Source organism: Mesorhizobium neociceri, assembly GCF_013520985.1.
GTDB classification, from domain to species: domain Bacteria; phylum Pseudomonadota; class Alphaproteobacteria; order Rhizobiales; family Rhizobiaceae; genus Mesorhizobium; species Mesorhizobium neociceri.
Map to the genome: position 1 here is coordinate 107,041 of NZ_JACDTY010000011.1, position 16,219 is coordinate 123,259.

15 protein-coding genes are annotated in these 16,219 nt (G+C 64.4%); 7 read left to right on the forward strand and 8 right to left on the reverse strand.

Annotated elements, in window-relative coordinates; translation table 11 throughout:
• Window positions 1–210: 210 nt before the first annotated feature.
• Both H0241_RS21680 and H0241_RS21685 read right to left on the reverse strand, forming a co-directional pair.
• A complete protein-coding gene (locus H0241_RS21680; RefSeq protein WP_181059881.1) occupies window positions 211–2,382 on the reverse strand; it encodes a malate synthase G in 2,172 nt (723 codons plus the stop codon).
• A 279-nt stretch (window positions 2,383–2,661) separates the two neighbouring features.
• Complete coding sequence (locus tag H0241_RS21685) at window positions 2,662–4,683, reverse strand: hydantoinase/oxoprolinase family protein (RefSeq protein ID WP_181059882.1); 2,022 nt, start codon at window positions 4,681–4,683, stop codon at window positions 2,662–2,664.
• Window positions 4,684–4,882: 199 nt separating this feature from the next.
• Between H0241_RS21685 and H0241_RS21690 the strand changes: the two genes are divergently transcribed.
• The 4 genes from H0241_RS21690 to H0241_RS21705 all read left to right on the forward strand — a co-directional run bounded on the left by H0241_RS21690 (window position 4,883) and on the right by H0241_RS21705 (window position 7,424).
• Window positions 4,883–5,860 (forward strand): threonine/serine dehydratase, encoded by a 978-nt coding sequence (locus tag H0241_RS21690; protein WP_181059883.1) that lies wholly within the window; start codon window positions 4,883–4,885, stop codon window positions 5,858–5,860.
• An 8-nt stretch (window positions 5,861–5,868) separates the two neighbouring features.
• Window positions 5,869–6,249, forward strand: a complete 381-nt coding sequence (locus H0241_RS21695; RefSeq protein ID WP_181059884.1) for a nuclear transport factor 2 family protein — start codon at window positions 5,869–5,871, stop codon at window positions 6,247–6,249.
• 129 nt (window positions 6,250–6,378) lie between these two features.
• Window positions 6,379–6,804, forward strand: a complete 426-nt coding sequence (locus H0241_RS21700; RefSeq protein ID WP_181059885.1) for a hypothetical protein — start codon at window positions 6,379–6,381, stop codon at window positions 6,802–6,804.
• A 5-nt stretch (window positions 6,805–6,809) separates the two neighbouring features.
• Window positions 6,810–7,424 (forward strand): DNA-3-methyladenine glycosylase, encoded by a 615-nt coding sequence (locus tag H0241_RS21705; RefSeq protein WP_181059886.1) that lies wholly within the window; start codon window positions 6,810–6,812, stop codon window positions 7,422–7,424.
• 3 nt (window positions 7,425–7,427) lie between these two features.
• Here H0241_RS21705 and H0241_RS21710 read toward each other — a convergent pair whose 3' ends face one another.
• Genes H0241_RS21710 through H0241_RS21725 form a run of 4 tightly spaced genes read right to left on the reverse strand, consistent with a single transcriptional unit; the run spans window position 7,428 to window position 11,102 of the window.
• Entirely contained in the window at window positions 7,428–8,564 is a 1,137-nt protein-coding gene (locus tag H0241_RS21710) for an ABC transporter permease (RefSeq protein WP_181059887.1), read from the reverse strand.
• On the reverse strand, window positions 8,561–9,481 hold the full coding sequence (locus tag H0241_RS21715; RefSeq protein ID WP_181059888.1) for an ABC transporter ATP-binding protein: 921 nt from the start codon (window positions 9,479–9,481) through the stop codon (window positions 8,561–8,563). Before H0241_RS21715 ends, H0241_RS21710 begins: the two co-directional genes overlap by 4 nt.
• Window positions 9,478–10,431, reverse strand: a complete 954-nt coding sequence (locus tag H0241_RS21720; protein WP_181059889.1) for an HlyD family secretion protein — start codon at window positions 10,429–10,431, stop codon at window positions 9,478–9,480. Before H0241_RS21720 ends, H0241_RS21715 begins: the two co-directional genes overlap by 4 nt.
• Entirely contained in the window at window positions 10,428–11,102 is a 675-nt protein-coding gene (locus H0241_RS21725; RefSeq protein ID WP_235984403.1) for a CerR family C-terminal domain-containing protein, read from the reverse strand. Before H0241_RS21725 ends, H0241_RS21720 begins: the two co-directional genes overlap by 4 nt.
• A gap of 115 nt (window positions 11,103–11,217) precedes the next feature.
• Between H0241_RS21725 and H0241_RS21730 the strand changes: the two genes are divergently transcribed.
• From H0241_RS21730 to H0241_RS21740, 3 genes are all read left to right on the forward strand, one after another.
• On the forward strand, window positions 11,218–11,691 hold the full coding sequence (locus H0241_RS21730; protein WP_112559067.1) for a CYTH domain-containing protein: 474 nt from the start codon (window positions 11,218–11,220) through the stop codon (window positions 11,689–11,691).
• Window positions 11,688–12,632, forward strand: a complete 945-nt coding sequence (locus tag H0241_RS21735) for a CHAD domain-containing protein (protein WP_181059891.1) — start codon at window positions 11,688–11,690, stop codon at window positions 12,630–12,632. The genes H0241_RS21730 and H0241_RS21735 overlap by 4 nt, the downstream gene beginning before the upstream one ends.
• Window positions 12,633–12,779: 147 nt before the next feature.
• A complete protein-coding gene (locus H0241_RS21740; RefSeq protein WP_181059892.1) occupies window positions 12,780–13,607 on the forward strand; it encodes a C40 family peptidase in 828 nt (275 codons plus the stop codon).
• Window positions 13,608–13,694: 87 nt separating this feature from the next.
• Here the strand turns inward: H0241_RS21740 and H0241_RS21745 are convergent, their stop codons facing one another.
• Both H0241_RS21745 and H0241_RS21750 read right to left on the reverse strand, forming a co-directional pair.
• A complete protein-coding gene (locus H0241_RS21745; protein WP_181059893.1) occupies window positions 13,695–15,074 on the reverse strand; it encodes an adenylate/guanylate cyclase domain-containing protein in 1,380 nt (459 codons plus the stop codon).
• A 272-nt stretch (window positions 15,075–15,346) separates the two neighbouring features.
• Window positions 15,347–16,147 carry a helix-turn-helix domain-containing protein gene (locus H0241_RS21750; protein WP_181059894.1) on the reverse strand — a complete coding sequence of 267 codons (801 nt, stop codon included), beginning with the start codon at window positions 16,145–16,147 and terminating at the stop codon, window positions 15,347–15,349.
• Between the last annotated feature and the right edge of the window lie 72 nt (window positions 16,148–16,219).

The window sequence follows — 16,219 nt, forward strand, 5'->3', positions numbered from 1 at the left end:
AGGGGAGGGTGGCCGCGAAGCGGCCGGGTGGGGTCGCCGAAAAGTGCTCGACCTTTATGAAACTGAGCGAGGACGAGGCTCAGCGATGATATTGCTTCGAGTGTGTCGTCTGGAAGGGGTTCCGGCGCGCTTCACGCACGACCCCACCCGGCCCTTCGGGCCACCCTCCCCACGAGGGGGAGGGGGACGCCGGCACGCCCGGCCCTCGGTTCAGCTCCGCTCTTTCGCCTTCAGCTCCAGCCGCCGGGCGTGCAGCACCGGCTCGGTGTAGCCGTTGGGTTGTTCGCGGCCCTTGAACACCAGATCGCAGGCGGCCTGGAAGGCGGTGGAGGTGTCGAAGTCGGCGGCCATCGGCCGGTAGAGCGGATCGCCGACATTCTGCAGGTCTACCGTCGCCGCCATGCGGCGCAGCGAATCCATCACCTGTATCTGCGAGCAGACCTTGTGGTGCAGCCAGTTGGCGATGTGCTGCGAGGAGATGCGCAGCGTGGCGCGGTCTTCCATCAGGCCGACATCGTTAATGTCGGGCACTTTGGAGCAGCCGACGCCCTGGTCGATCCAGCGCACGACATAGCCCAGAATGCCCTGCGCATTGTTGTCGAGCTCGCGCTGGATTTCGTCCGGCGTCCAGTTCGGCCGCACCGCCACCGGCACCGACAATATGTCATCGAGCCTGGCCTTCGGCCGGCTCTTCAGCGCCGCCTGGACGGCATGGACGTCGACCTTGTGATAGTGGGTGGCGTGCAGCGTCGCCGCCGTCGGCGACGGCACCCAGGCGGTGTTGGCGCCGGCCTTGGGATGGGCGATCTTCTCAACCAGCATCGCCGCCATCAAATCGGGCATCGCCCACATGCCCTTGCCGATCTGGGCGTGGCCGGCCAGCCCGCATTCCAGGCCCGTGTCGACATTCCACGCCTCATAGGCGGAAATCCAGGCGGCCTGCTTCATGTCGCCCTTGCGGATCATCGGCCCGGCTTCCATCGAGGTGTGGATCTCGTCGCCGGTGCGGTCGAGGAAGCCGGTGTTGATGAACACGACCCGCTCTTTTGCCGCGCGGATCGCCTCCTTGAGGTTGACGGTGGTGCGCCGCTCCTCGTCCATGATGCCCATCTTGATGGTGTTTTTGGCCATGCCGAGCAGCGCCTCGACGCGGTCGAAAATCTCGACGGCAAAGGCGACCTCCTCGGGCCCATGCATCTTCGGCTTCACCACATACATCGAGCCGGCGCGGGAATTCATCCGCCGACCGCTCGCGCCGACATCGTGCAGCGCGATCAGCGCCGTCAGCGCCGCATCCATGATGCCTTCCGGCACCTCATGGCCGTCGCGGTCGAGAATGGCGGGATTAGTCATCAGGTGGCCGACGTTTCGCACCAGCATCAGCGAGCGGCCGGGCAGGCTCAGCGCGCCGCCATTGGACGCCGTCCAGGCGCGGTCCGGGTTGAGCTTGCGGGTGAAGGTCTTGCCGCCCTTGCTGATTTCTTCCGCGAGGTCGCCCTTCATCAGGCCGAGCCAGTTGCGGTAGACCACGACCTTGTCCTCGGCATCCACCGCCGCGACCGAATCCTCGCAGTCCTGGATGGTGGTCAGCGCCGATTCCAGGATGACGTCGGCAATGCCGGCCGGATCGGTGCGGCCGATCTGGTTGGCGCGGTCGATGAGGATTTCAATGTGCAGGCCATTCTGGACCAGCAGGATGGCTTCCGGGTAGGCGGGGTCACCGCGATAGCCGGCAAACTGTTTCGGGTTGGCCAGCGTGGTGCCGCCGGCGCCGGCGCTGAGCCGCAACGTGCTGCCAGAAACCGTCAGCCCGTTGACGCCGGCCCATTTGCCCGAGGTGAGCGGCACGGAATCGTCGAGAAAACTCTTCGCCCAGGCAACCACTTTGGCCCCGCGCGCGGGGTTGAAGCTCTTGCCCTTTTCGGCGCCGCCGGTCTCGGCGATGGCGTCGGTGCCGTAGAGCGCGTCATAGAGTGAACCCCAGCGCGCATTGGCGGCGTTGAGCGCATAGCGCGCGTTCATCACCGGCACCACCAGTTGCGGCCCGGCGACGACGGCAATCTCGGGGTCGACATTGTCGGTCGAGACAGAGAAGGCCGGGCCTTCCGGCACGAGATAGCCGATCTCACGCAAGAAGGTCTTGTAGGCCTCCATGTCGATCGGCGCGCCATTGGCGCGGTACCAGGCGTCGAGCTTGTCCTGCATGGCGTCGCGTTTGGCCAGCAGCGCCCGGTTCTTCGGCGCCAGATCATGCACGATGGCCGAAAAACCGTTCCAGAAGGCGTCGGCCGCAATGCCGGTGCCCGGTAGCGCTTCGCCGGCGACAAAGTCATTGAGTTCGCGGGCAATCCGCAATCCGGCGATCTCGACGCGATCGGTCATCAGGGCTTCTCCAGATGAAAGGCTTTGCGGCCTTTGGCATGTCAGGGGTGAAGGGTCAATTCAGCTTAGGGTGAAGGTGGGGATTTTGAAGCTGCTGATCTCCCCCCTTGTGGGGGAGATGCCCGGCAGGGCAGAGGGGGGCGCGAAGGATCGCCGACCTCACAGCAACAGATCGAAAACGGCCATGCCGTGCGATTGAGCCCGTTGAGAGGCTGGCGGGACAGCGCCCCCCTCTGGCCTGCCGGCCATCTCCCCCACAAGGGAGGAGATTGCTCATCTTCACACCGCAATCCTTGGCCGGCCCGACGCCACCGCAACCACATGCGCCTCGATGAACATGCGCTGAGCCTCCACCGTGGAGACGCGGAACTCGGTGGCAACTTCAATCTCAGCGTTGTCCGTGCCGGCATCTTTTGCCCGTTCCGCAACAATCGCCCGCACATCGGCCTCCGCTGCCGCGATCGCCTTCGCTTCGTCGGTGAAGTCGCGCACGGTTTGTCCCGACGCGAGGCGGAACAGGCCCTCCTTGGGCTGGCTGACGCGGGCTTCGGCCGAGACGCGGACCTGGCCGACGACGGCGCCGAGCGCGTTGGCGACGTCGGTATCTTCCGGCACCACGCACTCATTGCCGATCAGCGGCGGCAGACCGGCATAGTGCAGCGGCGCCGAGGCGCCGAGGCCGATGACCGGACGATCAAGCGCGACGCTTAAGCGCGCGATGCCAGGATGCGCATCGACGGCGCGCTGCACCAGCGCATGGGCGACGGTGGCGGCGCCGTCGAGCCCGTCCTCGGCAAAAGCGGTTTCCAGAATGTATTCGGCCGACCAGCGGGTCAGCGTCAGCAGCACGCGTTCGGAAATCACCTCGGGAGAGGCGGCGATGTTCTGGCCGCGGCCGTCGCGCTTGCGGGCGAAGAGCTCGGCGCCGAGCCGGGCGGACGCCTGATCCCAGTTGGCCTGCTTGCCCAGCACATGGGCGGCGTCCGACGGGGTGAAGCCCGAGATATGCACCAGCCCGCGCGACACCAGTCGGTTCAGCGTTGCGTTCTGGGCGTTCGAGATCAACAATTTGTCGATGGCGAGCGGAACAGCGCCGATCTGCTCATAGAGTTTGGCCTCAGGCGCGGTCAGCCCGGCCGCGAGCCTGTCCGGCACGCCGGTGCGCAGCGCGAAACGGCCATCCATGCGGCCGGGATTGGGTGCGCGCAGCTGGCGTTCGAGCTCCGAGGTCACGGCAACACCATGCATCATGCCGGCCAGCGCCAGCGGCACCAGGCGGCGCGGCCCGAGCAGGATCTTTGGGTTGAGCGCGCCGTCTTCCAGCGCCACTTCGGAATCGCCGCCGAGACCGAAGGTGCGCATGGCGACCGCCTCGACCATGGTGCGGAAGCCGCCGACGGTGGCGCCTTCCGGGTCGAGTCGGGGCCGGCCGCCGTCGAGCACGGCAACGTCGGTGGTGGTGCCGCCAATGTCCGAGACCATGGCGCTGTCCAAGCCCGTCATGTGGCGGGCGCCGACGAGGCTGGCGGCCGGACCGGACAAAATGGTTTCGATCGGCCGCTGGCGGGCAAAGGCCGCCGAGACCAGTGCGCCGTCGCCGCGCACCACCATCAGCGGCGCTACGATCTTGCGCACCTCGAGAAAGCCTTCGGTCGCCGCCACCAGCCGGTCGATCATCGAGATCAGTCGGGCGTTGAGCAAAGTGGTGAGCGCCCGGCGCGGGCCGCCGAGCTTGGCCGACAATTCGTGGCTGGCGGTGACCGGCAGGCCGGTCTTTTCGCGAATGAGGTCGCGCGCGGCCAGTTCATGCGCCGGATTGCGGGTGGCGAAATAGGCGCAGACAGCAAAGCCCGACACCGAGGCGCCGAGTTCGGCGAGTGCGGCTTCCAACCCCGACAGATCGAGCTTGGCCGCATTGCCATGCACATCATGGCCGCCAGGACAAAACACCACCGGGTCGGTGCCGAGCGCGGTCTTCAACCCGTCGCGGGCAAGGTCGGCCTCGGTAAAACCGATCATGATCAGCGCCACACGGCCGCCCTGGCCCTCGACCAGCGCATTGGTGGCGAGCGTCGTCGACATCGACACCAGCTTGATCGCCGCCGGGTCGGTCGCGGATTTCTCCAGCACCGCGTCGACCGCGCCGGAAATGCCGACGGCAAGGTCATGCCGCGTGGTCAGCGCCTTGGCCTTGGCCAGCACCTTGCCTTTTGGCCCACCTTGTTCAGACCACAGCACGGCATCGGTATAGGTGCCGCCGGTGTCGATACCGAGGAACAGGGGTTTTGGCTTGGCGGTCATTTTCTGGCGGTCCGGAATTCTGCTCCCCCGCCCTTAGCTGATACGGCCCCGCGGATAAAGGCGGGAGAGGTGGGCCAGTTTGACCCGTCTCCTCGCGAGTCATGCCCGCCAAACTTTGTAACGGTCACATTTTTTCGTTGGTGCATGGCCTGCCTTTGCGTGCACCATGCGCCGATCTCATCCCTGTCAGGACTTCACCATGACCAGCCTCCCCGGCATAGCCGACATCCACGCCGCCGCCGCGCGGCTCTCCGGCCTGATCGTCGAAACGCCCTTGATCGAATCGCCGGAACTCAACAAGCGCTTCGGCGGGCGCATCCTGTTCAAGCCGGAGACGCTGCAGCGCACCGGCTCGTTCAAGTTCCGCGGCGCCTACAACAAATTGTCGACGCTGAGCGAGGAAGAGCGCGGCCGTGGCGTCGTCGCTTTCTCCTCAGGCAACCACGCGCAAGGCGTCGCCGCCTCCGCAGCCATGTTCGGCGTCAAGGCGGTCATCGCCATGCCGGCCGACGCGCCGGCGATGAAGATCGCCAATGTCCGCAAGATGGGCGCCGAAGTGGTGCCGTTCGACCGTTTTCGCGACGACCGCATGACTGTGGTGCGCCCCTATATCGACAAGGGCATGGTGCTGGTGCCGCCTTACGACGATCCTGCCATCATCGCCGGCCAGGGCACGATCGGGCTCGAACTGATGCGCCAGGCGAAGGCGCTCGGGGTCAGCCTCGACGCGGTAGCCATCCCCTGTGGCGGCGGCGGCCTGTCGAGCGGCATTTCGATCGCCGTCAAGGATGCCTCACCCACCACCGCAGTCTGGGGAGTGGAGCCTGAGCATTTCGACGACACCCGCCGTTCGCTGATCGAGGGAAAACGGGTCTCGAACGAGCCCGGCCACAGCTCGATCTGCGACGCTATCCTGGTTGCCGAGCCGGGCGTCATCACCTTCGAGATCAACCGCAAAAACCTCGCTGGCGCCATCGCCGTCTCCGACAAAGCGGCGGCGCAGGCGATGCGCGACGCCATGGCCCATCTCAAGCTGGTGGTCGAGCCCGGCGGCTGCGTCGCGCTGGCGGCGCTTTCGTCGGGCGAGATCGAGCTGGCGGGCAAAAGTGTGGCCGTGGTGCTGTCGGGCGGCAACGTCGATTTCAGCACCTATGCCGAGATCATGGCCGCAGCCTGAGAACCGATATGGCAGACGCTGACATAAGAGCGGCCCTCGATCGCCATTGGGCGGCGTCCGATGCCAATGATTTCGAGGCCGAGCATCATATCTATCGCGAAGACGCGACGCTCGACTATCCGCAGTCGGGCGAGCGCATTCGCGGCCGGCGCAACATCCAGTCGTCGCGCGCCGCGCAGCCGAACCAAAAGCACTTTACCGTGCGGCGGATCACCGGCTCGGGCGAACTCTGGATCACCGAATATGTCCTGACCTATGACGGGATCCCGTCCTATACGGTGAGCATCATGGAGTTCCTCGATGGCAAGGTGGCCCGCGAGACCCAGTATTTCGGCGATCCGTTCGAGCCGGGGCCTTCACGCGGGCAGTGGGTCGAGCGGATACCTTGAAACACGGCGGCGGTAGCATGACCGGCCACCGCCCGCTCGCTGCCTAGGTAGCTCGCTCGAACACTTAGCTCTGCGTCTTGCAAAGGTGGTAGGTGCGCGTAATTTCGTTCGGGCGAACACGAGTGCACGATGGGTTTTTCAATCTACCACCACACGAAGCGAAAACTGCTCGGTCATGGCGTGAGAAATACGGACGATGGCAGTCTCACTCTCGCCGACAAAAGGCTATTTCTGCTTTTCATCAAACTCGAAAGAGCGCAACGGCGGAAATGCTTCGAAGCCGTTCAGGCAGCAGTTCATGCCATTGAGATTTATACGGGCTCTATTGGAAAGCGGCATGTGGCTATTTTCGCCTACATGTATCTAAGGTTTTCTGATGGAACACCCAAAATGACCCATCTCGACGAGACCCTGGAGGGCGGTGGTGTCAGGAAGACAAAGGATTACATACGGCCGGTTGCCGACGAAGAGATCGTCATCGCCGAATGGGGGCGAGTCAAATTCAACCGATACGAAAATAGCTTCTTTCGCGCACTGAATATCAATCGGCGGTAAGGCCTATGAGTAGCAACAGGGCCGACATCTACCACCCGCTCGACCGCGCCGACCTGCCGGAGGATACGGCCGATCTCGCCCGCTATCTCATCGGCAGGCTGGTGGTGCGGGAGTTGCCGGAAGGCGTCGTCAGCGGCCGCATCGTCGAGACCGAAGCCTATGTCGTCGGCGACGCTGCCGGCCATGGCTATCGTGGGATGACGCCGCGCAATCGTTCGCTGTTCCTCGAGGCCGGGCACGCCTATGTCTATCGCGCCTATGGCGTCTCCTGGATGCTCAATGTTTCGAGCGAGGGACCCGGGACCGGCACCGGCGTACTGATCAGGGCGCTCGAACCGCTCGAAGGCATTGTCATCATGCGGCTGAACCGGGGTGTCGAGCGTCTGCGCGACCTGGCACGCGGACCGGGACGGCTCGCCCAGGCGTTGCGGATCGATCGTTCGCTCGACGGCCTCGATCTGTGCCGGCAAGGCCCGCTATGGCTGGCAACCGATGAGCATCAAGCCGGCGCCATCGGCCAAGGCATCCGGATCGGCATTGCCAAGGATGCGGACCGCACGCTGCGATTTTATGTCCGGGGCTGCCCCTTCGTCAGCGGTCCGAGATCGCTCAACCCTTGAGAGCTAATCCAACGTCCGCCTGAACCGCACCAACGCGACGCCGGCAAACAAGCCCACGAAAGCGACCAGCCAGGCGATCTCGCCCGCCACCGCCGGCAGTTCGGCGCCCTTCAGCATCACCGCGCGGGTGATGCGCAGGAAATGCGTCAGCGGGAAAATCTCGCCGAAGGTCTGCGCCCAGCCCGGCATGCCGCGATAGGGGAACATGAAGCCGGACAGCAGGATCGACGGCAGGAAGAAAAAGAAGGTCAGCTGCAGCGCCTGCATCTGCGTGCGGGCGATGGTCGAGATGGTGTAGCCGAGCAGCACCAGCGCCAGCACGAACACCAGCACGGCGCTAAGCAGCAGCGATATTGAGCCCGCGAAGGGGATGGCGAACAGAAGCTTCGACGCCGACAGCACCACGACCACCTGGACGCCGCCGACCACCAGATAGGGCAGCACCTTGCCCAGCATGATCTCGAACGGGCTGGACGGCATGGCCAGCAGATTCTCCATCGTGCCGCGCTCGGTCTCGCGCGTCAGCGCGATCGAGGTCATCATCACCAGGGTCATCTGCAGGATGACGCCGAGCAGGCCCGGAACGATGTTGTATTGCGAGACGCCTTCCGGATTGTAGCGCTGGTGCACGACCACATCGAGCTGGCCCCTGGCGTTTTCGGCCGCCGCCTCCTGCATGCCTTGCGCCCGAAGCAGCGCCTGGCTGGCCACTTTGCTTAGCGTCGAGATGGCGCCGCTGGCGGCGGCCGGATCGGTGGCGTCGGCCTCGATCAGGATTTGCGGGTTGTCGCCGCGCTCCACCCGGCGGCCGAAATCGGCAGGGATGGTGACGACGAAGGCAACATCGCCGCGCGCCATCAGGAATTCAGCTTCCTCGGCGCTTTGCGCGACATGGTCGAAGCGGTAGTAGCCGGTCGTCTGCAGGGCCGCGACAATGGCGCGGGTGTAGGGGTCGTTGCTGGTCGCCACGAGTGCGGCAGGCAGGCTTTTGGGATCGTTGTTGATGGCATAGCCGAACAGCACCAGCTGTAAAAGCGGCACGCCCAGCATCATGGCGAAGGTGATGCGGTCGCGCCGCATCTGGATGAATTCCTTGATCAGCAGCGCACCGAGCCTGGCGAAGGAGAAGACGCTGTTCATGCCATATTGTCCTTCGAGCCGGACATGAACTGGATGAACACATCCTCGAGGCTGGTCTCGCCGGGTTTTACGGTCACGCCCTTGTGCTGCTTTTCGACATCGGCAAGCGCCTTCTCGAGCTTTGCCTTGTCGGAGCCGACGACATGCAGCGTGGCGCCGAACGGCGCCACCTGGTCGACGCCGGGCCGCCCCTTGAGCGCATCGGCTACCTGGTCGAGGCGTGGCCCCTGCAGCACGAAGGTGGTCAGGCCGGCATTCTTCACCACCTCGTCCACGGTGCCGGTGGCCAGCATCTTGCCATAGGAGATATAGCCGATGCGGTGGCAGCGCTCGGCCTCGTCCATATAGTGGGTGGACACCAGCACCGTCAGCCCGCCGCTGGCGAGGCGATGTATCTCGTCCCAGAACTCGCGGCGCGCCTTCGGATCGACGCCGGCGGTCGGCTCGTCGAGCAGCAGCAGCTTCGGCTTGTGCATGATGCAGGCGGCCAGTGCCAGGCGCTGCTTCCAGCCGCCCGACAGCGTGCCGGCGAGCTGGTTGCGGCGCGTCGTCAGGCCGAGCTCTTCCAGCGTCTTCGCTACATGCTCCTCGACCGGCTTCAGCCTGTAGAGCCGCGCCACGAATTCGAGGTTTTCGCTGATCGTCAGATCCTCGTAGAACGAGAATTTCTGCGTCATGTAGCCGACTTCGCGCTTGATGCGGAGCGACTCGGTGTGGATGTTGAAACCCAGCACCGTGCCTTCGCCCTCGTCGGGGGTCAGCAGGCCGCACATGATGCGAATGGTCGTCGTCTTGCCGGAGCCGTTCGGGCCGAGGAAGCCGACGATCTCGCCTTCGGCCACCGTCATCGTCACATGGTCGACGACGGTCTTGTCGCCAAAGCGCTTGACCAGGCCATGAACGTCGATGGCGTTCATTTTGCTGCGGCCGCCAGCTCGACATCGACGATCTGGCCCGGCTGCAGCGCTTGTGCATCGCCTTCCGGCCGCGCCTCGACGAGGTAGACCAGCTTCTGCCGGTTCTCGAGCGAATAGATCACCGGCGGAGTGAATTCCGGATCGGGCGAGACATAGCTGACGCGCGCCTTCACGCCCTCGCCGCAGCCATCGCAATGCACGGAAAGCAGCGTGCCGACCTTGATCGACGAGAAGGCGCTTTCGGGGACATAGACGCTGAGCTTCACGGCGCCGTCCGGCAGCATCGAAATGACCGGCGCGGTCGGCCCGGCAGTGTCGCCGGGGTTGCGGATGACATCGTTGACGCGGCCGGGCGAAGGTGCCGCCAGCACCCGCTTCGACAGCCGCCATTGCGCCTGTTCCAGCGCCGACTGCGCCTGCTTGACCTGGTTGTCGGCCGCCTTGATGGTTTCGGGCCGCGCCGGCAGGCCGCCGACGGCGAGATTTGCCTCCGCCTGGCCGACCTGCGCATTGGCCGTCTCCAGCGTCGCCGACGCGGTGTCGTAGTCGGCCTGCGTGCCGGTGCCGCGCTTGAACAGATCGCTGGCGCGGTCATAGCGGCGCCTGGCGTCGGTGGCTTGCGCGCGGGCCATGTCGACCTCGGCCTTCAGCACGGCGATCTCTTCCGGTCTTTTGCCGACCTGCAGGTCGGCAAGCTGCGCCTGCGCCTGGGCGAGTGCTGCCTCAGCCTGGGCGACGGCGATTTTTGCGTCGGCGCTTTCCAGCGTCACCACCGGCGTGTTGGGCTCGACACGGTCACCGCGCTTGACCGTGACGGTCTCGACCTGCGCCACCTCGATCGGCGCCAGCAAGACATAGTCGCCCTCGACATAACCCACGGCGAGCGGTGCCGCCGGCGCGCAGGCGCCGAACAACTGCGCCGCAAGCGGCAGGGAACAGAGAAAACTCATCGCTTGCCCTCCTTGCGGGCGGCTGGATTGCGTGCGTCCAGCATGGCCTCGAGGTTGTTGGTGGCGACCGCCACCACCTTGGCGGCTTCCGCGGCGCCGATCTCGCGCCAGCCCATCCTGCGCAGCACGGCCTCGCGACCGATGCGGAAATAGATGACCTGGCCGATCAGGGTGAAAACCGTGAGCTTGGTGGCCTCGCTCTCGGCAGGCTCACCGGTCGCCTGTTCCCAGACCTGGCACAGCCGCCGATGCGTCGGCTCGAACACGCCGGCATAAATGCGGTCGAGCGCCGCCGTCGGATGCGAGAGCTCGCGGAGTACAAATTGTACGATCTCGCCGGCCTCGGGACTTGCGACGATGAACCCAACCATCCGTTCCAGCGCCGCGAACAGCTGCGCCCTGGCAGCTTCCGGCGTGGACGGAGCCGGCACAGTTCCGATTGCTTGTCCAGCGATTGCCTGGATGGTCTCGACAATGTGGTCGGCGGCGGCCGCGCGCAGCCCTTCCTTGCCGCCGAAATGATAAGCGATGGAGCCGATATTAGCCTTGGCCTCCGCCGCGATCTGGCGCGTCGAGGTACCGTCGAAGCCTTGTCGCCCGAACAGTTTGAGCGCGGCCAGCACCAGCGCCACGCGCGTCTGCTCAGCGGGCGATGTTTCCTGGCGGGACATTTTTTCGGGTGCGGGTTTGACCATCTCGCTGTTTTAATCAATCGATTGATTAAAGTCAAATTGATTCTCTGTGCCGGCTTGCCATGTCGGGCCGCAAACGCTTTAGTGCGCGGCCATGGGCAAGGAAGTCGAACGCAAGTTCCTGGTCTCCAGCGCCGAGTGGCGTAATCTGGCCGAGGCGGATATCCGCATTCGCCAGTTCTACCTTGCCGCAGCACCTGGCCGCACCGTGCGCGTGCGCATCAGCGACGGCACTTCGGCGAAACTGACGCTCAAATTCGGCAGTCGTGCCCGCGAGCGCGACGAATACGAGTATCCGATCCCGCTGGCCGATGCCGAGGAGATGCTGGCCTTCGCCATCGGACATGTCATCGAGAAGACACGCCACCATGTTAGGCATCGCGGCTATCTCTACGAAGTCGATGTTTTCGGCGGGATTCTTGCTGGCCTGGTGGTGGCCGAGCTCGAGACGCCGGAGGATGTACCTGACGAAATGCTGCCTGATTGGCTCGGCCGCGAAGTGACCGGCGAGCAGAGGTTTTACAACGCGTCGCTCGCCCTTGGGGGGATTCCGGAGATCGCCGCATGAGTTTTCGCATCGACCCGCGCTTGCCGCTGACCGGCGAGGTCAGGCGCATCCTTGGCGAGGAAATCGGCAAGGCGCTTGCGCATCTGGCCGTCGCACACGACCGGCCGGAGCAGGCATTGCACAAATGCCGCAAGCGGCTGAAGAGCGCGCGCGCCTTGCTGCGCCTCGTTCATTCCGGAAACGAAACATTTTGCCAGACCGAAAACCAGTGCTACCGCCAGGTGGCGGCCCTGCTTGCCGGTCCGCGTGAAGCGACCGCGCTGGTCGAGACCATCGACCGGCTGGCGGCCGCCTTTCCCGAGCAGGTTGCCGGCGGCGGCCTCGACAGCGTGCGCGACCGGCTCATTTCCCGCCAGCATGAAATCCATGCCGGCGCCGGCCTCGACGCCGCCATAGGCGCTGCCACCGCCGCCTGCGAGGAAGGCCTGGTCCGAATAGAGCGGCTGCTGCTGCCGGATTTGCCCGAACATGCCGCTGACGTGCTTGCCGACGGCGCCCGCAAGACCTTGCGCCGCGCCAGGAAGGCGCTGGACAGAGCGGGATCGCGCGGCTCGCCTGAGGATTTCCACGATCTGCGCAAGGCGGCAAAGACCCACTCGATGCATCTGTCGCTGCTCGGCCGGCTGTGGCCGACGCCGATCAAGGTACGGCGCAAGGCCGTCGACGAACTGGGCGAAAATCTCGGCGAACTGCACGATGTCTTCGTCATGCGCGCGCTGCTCGAAGCCGACGACGAAGCGCTCGGCGAAGCGCAGGACACAAAGCTCCTGGGCAAGCTTTTGAAGCGCTCGGAAAAGAGCCTGAAGAAGAGCTGCCTCGCCGGTGCGGCCGAACTGTTCGGCGACAGTCCCAAGCGCTCGACGAAGAAACTTGCCCGCAATGCGCGCGACGACCTCGCCGGCCCGGCGCCCCAGGAACACGCAAACGCGACGGTCGGCTGACAGCCGCTGGCCCTCGCCCGCCGGCCCGTGCTAGAGCATGATCCCGAAAAGTGGCATCCGGTTTTCGGAAAAGATCATGCTCAAACAAAAGGCTAGAGCCCCATACCGATTCCATCGGAATGGAACAGGCTCTAGTTACACTCTACCATGACCGCGCCTCGCGACAGGCTTCTCGACCGGCTTGGCCGCTGGCTTGCCGGCCGGCTGCAGGATGAATCTTCCGGCTATGAGCCGTACACGCCGTCCGACGCCTTGACGCTGCGCCGCGCGCTGGAGCCCGGCGACATCCTGCTCATCGAGGGCAATCAGAAGATCTCGGCAGTCATCAAGTACCTGACCCAGTCGACATGGTCGCACGCCGCCTTCTATGTCGGCGATGCCTTGCCTGTACCGGTGGACGGATCGGAACGTCCCCGCCTGATCGAGGTGACGCTCGGCGAAGGCTGTGTCGCCGTGCCGCTGTCGCGCTACCGCACCTACAACACGCGCATCTGCCGGGCCAGCGGGCTAACGCCGGAAGACCGCGACAAGGTCGTCGCCTTCATGATCGGCAAGCTCGGCCTGAAATACGACCTCAAGAACATCTTCGACATGCTGCGCTTTTTCCTGCCGGCGCCGCCAGTGCCGGTACGCTGGCGCCGCCGCATGCTGGCTTTTGGTTCCGGCGATCCGACGCGCGCCATCTGCTCGACGCTGATTGCCGAGGCCTATGGCGAGATCCGCTATCCGATTCTGCCCGAGATCACCCGCGCACCCGGCCGCGCCTCGGCGCAGTCGAACTATATGCGCAGGGAAATCCTGCACATCCGTCACCACTCGCTCTACACGCCGCGCGACTTCGACCTGTCGCCCTTCTTCCGCATCGTCAAACCGACGCTGGAATATGGTTTCGACTACCGGGCGGTGGCCTGGGAGGATAAGGCAAGCACGGAAGCCGCAGCCGCGAAGGCTGGCGCCATCGCCTCGGACACGTGATGGCTTTCGGCCTGGGTCACGACACGCCCTATGGCGCGGCCTACCGCTATCCGGCCGAGGTTCAGGCGCTCCACATGGCGGCCTATATCACGCCGAAACCGCAACAGCGCCCTGGTTTTCGGCTCTGTGTTCGACCCAGACATGGACCGGTTCGTCCCGGCCGCGGATGCTCACCGGTCCATGATCGCGCGCATTCAACTGTGTCGCGGGCGATTCCGCCTTCGCGGCCTCAATCAGTCGTGACCCAAAGCAAATATTCGCCTGAAGCTCACGGCAGAGCGCCTGCAAACGGCTGGCGACGTTGACGGTGTCGCCTACCACCGCGAAGGACAGATTGCGCTCGCTGCCGACCGCGCCGATGACGACTGCGCCATATTGTGCACCGATCCGAACGTCCAGCGGCGGGTATCCCCTGGACACCCTCTGCACATTCCAGTCTTCGAGAGCAGCGATCATCGCTTCGGCGCACTGGATGGCCCTTGTCGCGTCGTCATGGCTGGCTTGCGGAACCCCGAATGTCGCCATGATGCAATCGCCGATATAGTTATCGACGGTGCCATGGTGGTCGAAAACGACCTGCTCCATGCGACGGTGGAACTGACGCAGAAGTTCGAATACGGCTTCGGCCGGATGATCCTCGGAATAGTGCGTGAAGCCGACGATGTCGGCGAACAGCACCGCGATATCCTGCCGGCGGACCGGGCCGAAGGGCTCGTCATCGGTGGCGAGCTGGTCGACGACATTGGGCGAAAAATGCCGGGCGAGATTGGCGCGGGCGCGCTCTGCCTTGACATAGTCATCCGACAGATGTCGGGAACGAGAGACGACCAGCGCCATGATCGCGCCGATAATCAGCACAATCAACACGTTGGTCGCCTGCGCGAATGTATCGACGAAATTGGGGTTGAGATAGAGGTTCAGTCGCTCTGTCATCGGCATCGAATAGAGGTTCGTCGCCGGAATGACGGTTCCCGGACGAAAAATCACCCATCCCACGCCGATCGTCCACGTCAAGGCCGCGAGCGCGCCGAGATAGAGCGCCAATCGTGTCGAAAGGGTCAGCGCGCCAAGGCATACGAAAATCAGCAGGAATTTGAAGCTGCCCTCGCGCAGTTGCATCGCGGCCGGCGCGATTTCCTGGGAAAACGGGTTGGGCGTTACCAGCAGAACGGTCAACAGAATGATGTCCAGCGTGCCGACGAGGTACCCGATCCACCATCGCGCCGTGGCGCGACGGCGCGCAAAGAGAAACTGGATCAGGCCGACGAGCTGGAACAGCACGAGGCCCGCCAGCACGAAGAGCAGCGAGGCATCCCAGCGGCTGATCAATGAAAAGAAGCAGGAGATCACGGCGAGCGATGCCGTACGCGCCCAGAACTGCAATGCAGCACCCTGGCGTTCTGCGCGCTCCCGCAAATTTTTCAGGCGCGAATAGCGGCGAAGTTCAAGTGTTGGCGCGGTCGGCATAGGATCACTTCGATTTCGCGAGGACGTGTCAGGCATTCGGCAAACCCGCCCTCTACTGGCAAATCAGTGCGCGAACTCTATCATGAATGCGGTTTCATGTTTGAAACGCGGCTGCGAAGAGCAAAAATGTCCGGACAAAGATTATGGTGAAAACCGGAGCAGGATCAGCGGAGGCTTCCCTGTTCAGGTCACCAAAATGGTGGCAGTCGGCGCCGCCGGAGTGGTGCGCGACAAGCCGCCGGATGCAATCCTGCTCGGGATGATTGGCCGTGTCAGGCCGGCAAAGGACGGCGTCCCTTTGCAGGAGCGGCGGGCCGGTCGGGCGCCCCGGCATCCCTAGGGTGCGGGCCGATCGGCATGATTGCGGGAAACGGCGTTGCGCCGAAGGCAAACGTCCATTTGTAGCCGGTCAGCCCGTCTTCCGGCGTCGTGTGCTGATCGTGATGGGCGAGTAGCTTGACGCGATCGGCCAGTTCCTCGGCCTCGCGCTTGACCATCTCCGCCGTCTCCGGCCGCATCCGCCTGGAGAAAGAGACGAAGGTCGCTTCCCGCTCCAGATGGGTGATCGCCCAGCCGATGAAATTCTTGTTGGTCATCTCGAACAACGGCCTGAGCGGCCCCTCGAAATTCCAGTGGATCGGCGTGTCGACCAGCAGCCGCGCCGACAGCCCGCTGCCGAGCGCAACCAGGCCGAGCGCTTCGAGATCGCGCAGATAAAGGAACATCGAGGCTTCGCTCAGCCCTTGCGAGCGCATGACGCCCTCGGGCGTGAATTTCTCCGACAGCATGACGAAGATGAACAGCAGCGCCGGCCGGCCGGCGAGCTTGCGCTCGATCTCCGGCGCGATGCGGTTGACCGGTCCCGGTCCCCTGTTCATCGAACCCAGCACGTTTTCAAGCTCGACGCCGGCGGCGGCGCAGATTTCGACCAGCCGGTCGAGCTTGCAGTTGCGCTCTTGAAAGATGCGCTTCACCGTCGGCTCGGAAACACCCATGCGCTCGGCAAGGTCGCGATAGGTGACGCCCTTGGCCTTCAGCGTCCGCTTCAGCGCCTCGAAGATCAGGCCGTTCATGGGATGCACCTCTTTTGCACTATTTGGTATCGGGTTCCGATACTAGCGGCAATCGGCCTTCCAGAAAAGTAT

Coding starts and splice junctions, on each gene's coding strand:
- H0241_RS21680 (WP_181059881.1), bottom strand. CDS start 2,382: ATGACCGATCGCGTCGAGATCGCCGGATTGCGGATTGCCCGCGAACTC.
- H0241_RS21685 (WP_181059882.1), bottom strand. CDS start 4,683: ATGACCGCCAAGCCAAAACCCCTGTTCCTCGGTATCGACACCGGCGGC.
- H0241_RS21690 (WP_181059883.1), top strand. CDS start 4,883: ATGACCAGCCTCCCCGGCATAGCCGACATCCACGCCGCCGCCGCGCGG.
- H0241_RS21695 (WP_181059884.1), top strand. CDS start 5,869: ATGGCAGACGCTGACATAAGAGCGGCCCTCGATCGCCATTGGGCGGCG.
- H0241_RS21700 (WP_181059885.1), top strand. CDS start 6,379: ATGGGTTTTTCAATCTACCACCACACGAAGCGAAAACTGCTCGGTCAT.
- H0241_RS21705 (WP_181059886.1), top strand. CDS start 6,810: ATGAGTAGCAACAGGGCCGACATCTACCACCCGCTCGACCGCGCCGAC.
- H0241_RS21710 (WP_181059887.1), bottom strand. CDS start 8,564: ATGAACAGCGTCTTCTCCTTCGCCAGGCTCGGTGCGCTGCTGATCAAG.
- H0241_RS21715 (WP_181059888.1), bottom strand. CDS start 9,481: ATGAACGCCATCGACGTTCATGGCCTGGTCAAGCGCTTTGGCGACAAG.
- H0241_RS21720 (WP_181059889.1), bottom strand. CDS start 10,431: ATGAGTTTTCTCTGTTCCCTGCCGCTTGCGGCGCAGTTGTTCGGCGCC.
- H0241_RS21725 (WP_235984403.1), bottom strand. CDS start 11,102: ATGTCCCGCCAGGAAACATCGCCCGCTGAGCAGACGCGCGTGGCGCTG.
- H0241_RS21730 (WP_112559067.1), top strand. CDS start 11,218: ATGGGCAAGGAAGTCGAACGCAAGTTCCTGGTCTCCAGCGCCGAGTGG.
- H0241_RS21735 (WP_181059891.1), top strand. CDS start 11,688: ATGAGTTTTCGCATCGACCCGCGCTTGCCGCTGACCGGCGAGGTCAGG.
- H0241_RS21740 (WP_181059892.1), top strand. CDS start 12,780: ATGACCGCGCCTCGCGACAGGCTTCTCGACCGGCTTGGCCGCTGGCTT.
- H0241_RS21745 (WP_181059893.1), bottom strand. CDS start 15,074: ATGCCGACCGCGCCAACACTTGAACTTCGCCGCTATTCGCGCCTGAAA.
- H0241_RS21750 (WP_181059894.1), bottom strand. CDS start 16,147: ATGAACGGCCTGATCTTCGAGGCGCTGAAGCGGACGCTGAAGGCCAAG.